The 4,450-nt window shown below is 69.7% G+C and carries 6 protein-coding genes; 1 reads left to right on the top strand and 5 read right to left on the bottom strand.

Features of this window, described 5'->3' with window-relative positions:
• Positions 1-668 (top strand): SDR family NAD(P)-dependent oxidoreductase (locus APM_RS11795; protein WP_007423607.1); only part of this gene is annotated, 668 nt, incomplete at its 5' end.
• 7 nt (positions 669-675) lie between these two features.
• On the opposite strand, the gene thiL is transcribed toward APM_RS11795, so the two are convergent.
• The 5 genes from thiL to APM_RS11770 are packed head-to-tail and all read right to left on the bottom strand — an operon-like array spanning position 676 to position 4,330.
• The gene (gene thiL, locus APM_RS11790) at positions 676-1,614 is read right to left on the bottom strand and encodes a thiamine-phosphate kinase (RefSeq protein ID WP_007423606.1); all 939 of its coding nucleotides are present in this window, start codon (positions 1,612-1,614) and stop codon (positions 676-678) included.
• A gap of 1 nt (position 1,615) precedes the next feature.
• Positions 1,616-2,113: a transcription antitermination factor NusB gene (gene nusB / locus APM_RS11785; protein WP_007423605.1), complete on the bottom strand. Its 498-nt coding sequence runs from the start codon at positions 2,111-2,113 to the stop codon at positions 1,616-1,618.
• Complete coding sequence (gene ribH / locus APM_RS11780; protein WP_007423604.1) at positions 2,110-2,592, bottom strand: 6,7-dimethyl-8-ribityllumazine synthase; 483 nt, start codon at positions 2,590-2,592, stop codon at positions 2,110-2,112. The genes nusB and ribH overlap by 4 nt, the downstream gene beginning before the upstream one ends.
• A complete protein-coding gene (gene ribB / locus APM_RS11775) occupies positions 2,589-3,716 on the bottom strand; it encodes a 3,4-dihydroxy-2-butanone-4-phosphate synthase (RefSeq protein WP_007423603.1) in 1,128 nt (375 codons plus the stop codon). Before ribB ends, ribH begins: the two co-directional genes overlap by 4 nt.
• Positions 3,716-4,330, bottom strand: a complete 615-nt coding sequence (locus tag APM_RS11770) for a riboflavin synthase (protein WP_007423602.1) — start codon at positions 4,328-4,330, stop codon at positions 3,716-3,718. The genes ribB and APM_RS11770 overlap by 1 nt, the downstream gene beginning before the upstream one ends.
• Positions 4,331-4,450 lie beyond the last annotated feature (120 nt).

Here is a 4,450-nt window from a genome sequence, read left to right as displayed (position 1 = left end):
AGCGGTTCGCGGATGCGGTGTTCGCGCAGTACGGCAACGCCCATCTGCTCTTCAACAATGCCGGCGTCGGCGGCGGCGGGCTGCTCTGGGAGCACTCGGTGCGCGACTGGCAATGGGTGCTCGGCGTCAACCTCTGGGGCGTGATCCACGGCGTGCGCTGCTTCGTCCCGCGCATGATCGCCAACGGCGACGAGGGCCACATCGTCAACACCGCCTCGGTCGCCGGGCTGATCTCGGCACAGACCATGGGCGTCTATAACGTCTCCAAACACGGTGTCGTCACACTGTCGGAAACGCTGTTCCAGGATCTGCGGATTTCCGGATCGATCCTCGGCGTGACCGTGCTCTGCCCCGCCTTCGTCGATACCGGCATCAAGGATGCGGCGCGCAATCGCCCGGCCGAACTCGCCAACGACGCGCCGCCGACGGCCAGCCAGCGCCTGGCCGAGGAGCAGACCCGCAAGGCGGTCACCTCGGGGCGCATCGGCGCGCCGGAGGTTGCGGCCAGAACCTTCGAATGCATCGAAGAGGGACGCTTCTACTGCCTGACGCATCCGAAGATTCTCGGCGCGGTCGAACTGCGGATGCAGGATCTCCTGAACCAGCGCAACCCGAGCGACCCGTTCTCGCTCAAGCGGGAGGTCGCCTTCAAGGCGCCGCAGAACTGACGCTTCGTCAGAAATGTTGCCAGCCGGTTCGCGCCAGCGTGACCGGCCGGCCATCCTTGTCCACCGCCGTCACCGCGGGCGCCCCCGCCACGAAATGGCCGATCCGCGTGAGCGGCGTGCCGGCGCAGGCCTGCCGCAACTCGTGGTCCGATCCGGCCGGGGCGGCGATCAGCAATTCGTAATCGTCGCCGCCGGTGAGGATCGTCTCCCGCCAGGCGGGTCCTGCCGCCCGCGCCGCCGGCGAGAGCGGAACGCGGTCCGCCTCGATCACCGCGCCGCAGCCCGATGCTCGGCACACATGGCCGAGATCCTGCACCAGCCCGTCGGAGACATCGATCGCGGCATGAACGAGACCCGCGAGCGCTAGGCCGATGCGGGGCTCGGGCAGCAGGCGGCGCGCGCGGAACTGGCCGGTCGGATCGGCGATCTCGCCGCGCGCGGCATGCAGCCCGAGCGCCGCATCGCCGATCGTGCCGGTGACATAGAGCGCGTCGCCCGCAACCGCCCCACCGCGCCGCAGCGCCGCCCCGGGTTCGACACTGCCGATCATGGTGATCGACGTCATCACCGGACCGGGCGTGGACGAGCTGTCGCCCCCCCAGAGCGGCAGGCCGAACCGTGCCTGGTCGGCGGCAAGGCCTTCGGCAAACGCCGAAAGCCAGGTCTCGGGCGTGTCGGCGCGCAAGGCGGTCGTAAGCAGGTATCCCTCCGCCCGCGCGCCCATGGCGGCGAGATCGGAAAGATTCCGGCGCATCAGCTTGCGGGCGACCAGATCGGCGGGATCATCCGGCAGGAAGTGCACGCCCTCGATCATCTGATCCACCGTCAGCACGGCCTGGCGCCCGGCCGGCGGCGTCCAGAGCGCGGCATCGTCGGCCAGGCCGAGCGCTTCCGCCGAGGCGAGCGGCGCGAAATACCGGGCGATGCGGCCGAACTCGTCGCTCACCTCATGCCCTGACGGGGTCGGTGAACTCGCCTTCGCGCAGCGTGCGGGCAATCCGGTCGAGCACGGCGTTGCCCATCTGCACCGCATCGCCTTCGAGGAAGCCGTGCGCCACGTCGAGATATTCGTTGATGACGACCCGCGCCGGCGGCCCGTCGGTCATCCACAGCTCGGCGCCGGCGGCGCGCAGCAGGGCTCGCAGCACCGGATCGAGCCGCGGCATCGGCCAGGCTTCGGGCAGCACGCCGGCGATCAGCGGGTCGACCACGTCCTGCTGCGCCGTCGCGGTGCGGACGATGCGCGAGAACAGCGGCACATCGGGCGGCGGAACCTCGCCTTCCTCGACGCCGAGCATCCCCGCCATCCGCCCGAAACGGTGGCGGACGAACTGGTCGATCACGGTTTCGGCCGTCTCGCCGGCATGCTCGCACTGGTAGAGCGCCTGCACCGCCGCGGCGCGGGCGAGCGTGCGCGGCCGCGCCTTGCTTCCCGCCGGTTTCATGCCGCCCCCAGACGACGCGCGAGGGCGATCTGCCGCAGACAGGCCGATGCCGCCTCGGCCCCCTTGTTCGATCCGGTCTCGGCCGAGCGCGCCTCCGCCTGAGCCAGGGTATCGACGGTCAGCAGCGCCGTCCCGAGCGGCGCCGCATAGTCGATCGCCACCTGCATCAGCCCGTTCATCGCCGAATCGCAGATGAAATCGTAATGGTCCGTCTCGCCGCGCACGACGCAGCCGAGCGCCACATAGCCATCGTAGCGCGTCCGCCCGCGCAGCGCGATGGCGAGCGCCTGCGGCAGCTCGAACGCGCCGGCGACGTCGACCGTCTCGACCGTCGCATTCGCCCGGCCGAGGAGCAGCACCGCCGCATCCGTCATGCCGTCGACGATCTGCCGGTAATAGGGCGCGCGGATCAGCAGGATGCGCGGCGCCGGGCCAGGCACATCCGGCACCTCGGCTTCAGGGGCATCGGCCGTGCTCATGGCTTCGAAGGCTCCTCGATCGGCAGTTGCTCGACAATGTTGAGCCCGTAGCCTTCCAGCCCGACCACGGCGCGCTTGTGGTTCGAGAGCAGCACCATGTCACGCACGCCCAGATCCGCGAGGATCTGCGCGCCCACGCCATAGTCGCGCAGCACGGCGCCGGTGCGCGCCCCGCCGACGATCTGCCGCAACCGCGAGGAGACCGCATCGGGCCGCGCCTCGCGGATGAGCACGACGACCCCGCGCCCGGACTGGGCGATCTGCGCCATCGCCCGGCGCAGGTCGCGGATATGGTCGCCGCCCAGAATGTCGTCGATCGTGCTGATCGCGTGCATCCGCACCAGCACGGGCTCGTCGGCGGCAATGTCGCCCTTGATGAGAGCGACGTGCTCGACCTGGTCGATCGTGTTCTCGAAGACGACGCTGCGCCACTGATGCCCCGCGCCATCCGTGATCATTCCATCGCCCGCGCGGCGGACCAGCTTCTCCATCCGCCGGCGATAGGCGATCAGATCGGCGATCGTCCCGAGCTTGAGATTATGGTACTGCGCGAACGAGACGAGGTCCGGCAGCCGCGCCATCGTCCCGTCCTCGTTCATGATCTCGCAGATCACCCCGGCCGGCGTGAGGCCGGCGAGGCGGGCAATGTCCACCGCCGCCTCGGTATGGCCGGTGCGGACCAGCGTGCCGCCGTCCCGCGCCATCAGCGGAAAGATGTGGCCGGGCGAGACGATGTCGGCGGCGCCGCATTCGGGATTGATGGCGACCGCGATGGTCCGCGCCCGGTCGGCCGCGGAAATCCCGGTGGTCACCCCCTCGCGCGCCTCGATCGAGACCGTGAAGGCGGTTTCGTGGCGCGACCCGTTCGACTGCGCCATGAGCTTGAGCCCGAGCGTCTCGCAGCGCGCGCGGGTCAGCGCGAGGCAGATCAGCCCCCTCGCGTGCCGGGCCATGAAATTCACGGCGTCTGGCGTCGCGAACTGGGCGGGGATCACGAGGTCGCCCTCGTTTTCCCGGTCCTCGTCATCCACCAGGATGAACATCCGCCCGGCGCGCGCTTCCTCGATGATCTCCTCGGCCGAGGCAAGGTATTGCTGCAGCGATGCGGTCTTGAGCTGATCCATCAGGCTACCTCCGCCAGCCGCGCGACATAGCGGGCCAGCATGTCGATTTCGATATTCACCGCATCGCCGACCGCCAGCGTGGCGAAATTGGTGTGCGTTTCCGTGTGCGGGATGATGTTCACCCCGAATTCCGTGCCGTCAACCTCGTTCACCGTCAGCGAGACACCGTTCACCGCAACGCTGCCCTTCGGCGCGATGAAGCGGGCCAGTTCCCGCGGCACAAGGAAGCGCCAGCGCGTAGAGCCGCCCTCCGGCCGCATCGACACCACCTCGCCCAGCCCGTCGACATGGCCGGAGACGACATGGCCGCCCAGTTCGTCGCCCATGCGCAGCGCGCGCTCGAGATTGATCCTGGTGCCGGTGCGCCACGCGCCGAGCGTGGTCTTCGACAGCGTCTCGCCGGAAACCTCGACGGCGAACCAGTCCGGCCCGCGCTCGACCACCGTCAGGCAGCACCCCGAACAGGCGATCGAGGCGCCGAGCGCGACCTCGCCGATCCCGGCCCAGTCGGGATTGCCCGCCGGCACGCCGATGACGAGACGCGTATCGCTGACGCTGTCCGCCGGGCGCACGTCGCGCACATCGCCAACCCCGGTGATGATCCCGGTGAACATCGTTCAATCCCTCCGATAGCGCGTGCGGATGTCGCCGCCGCAAACCGACGCGTCGATGCGCGTGAAACGCGCCGCCCGGCCCAACTCCTCCACACCGAAGCCGGCCACCGCGCCGATCCC

Origin of the sequence: Acidiphilium sp. PM (genome assembly GCF_000219295.1) — a bacterium.
Classification (GTDB): Bacteria; Pseudomonadota; Alphaproteobacteria; order Acetobacterales; family Acetobacteraceae; genus Acidiphilium; species Acidiphilium multivorum.
The sequence above is the reverse complement of the archived record's forward strand: the minus strand, read 5'-3'. Positions and strand labels throughout refer to the sequence as shown.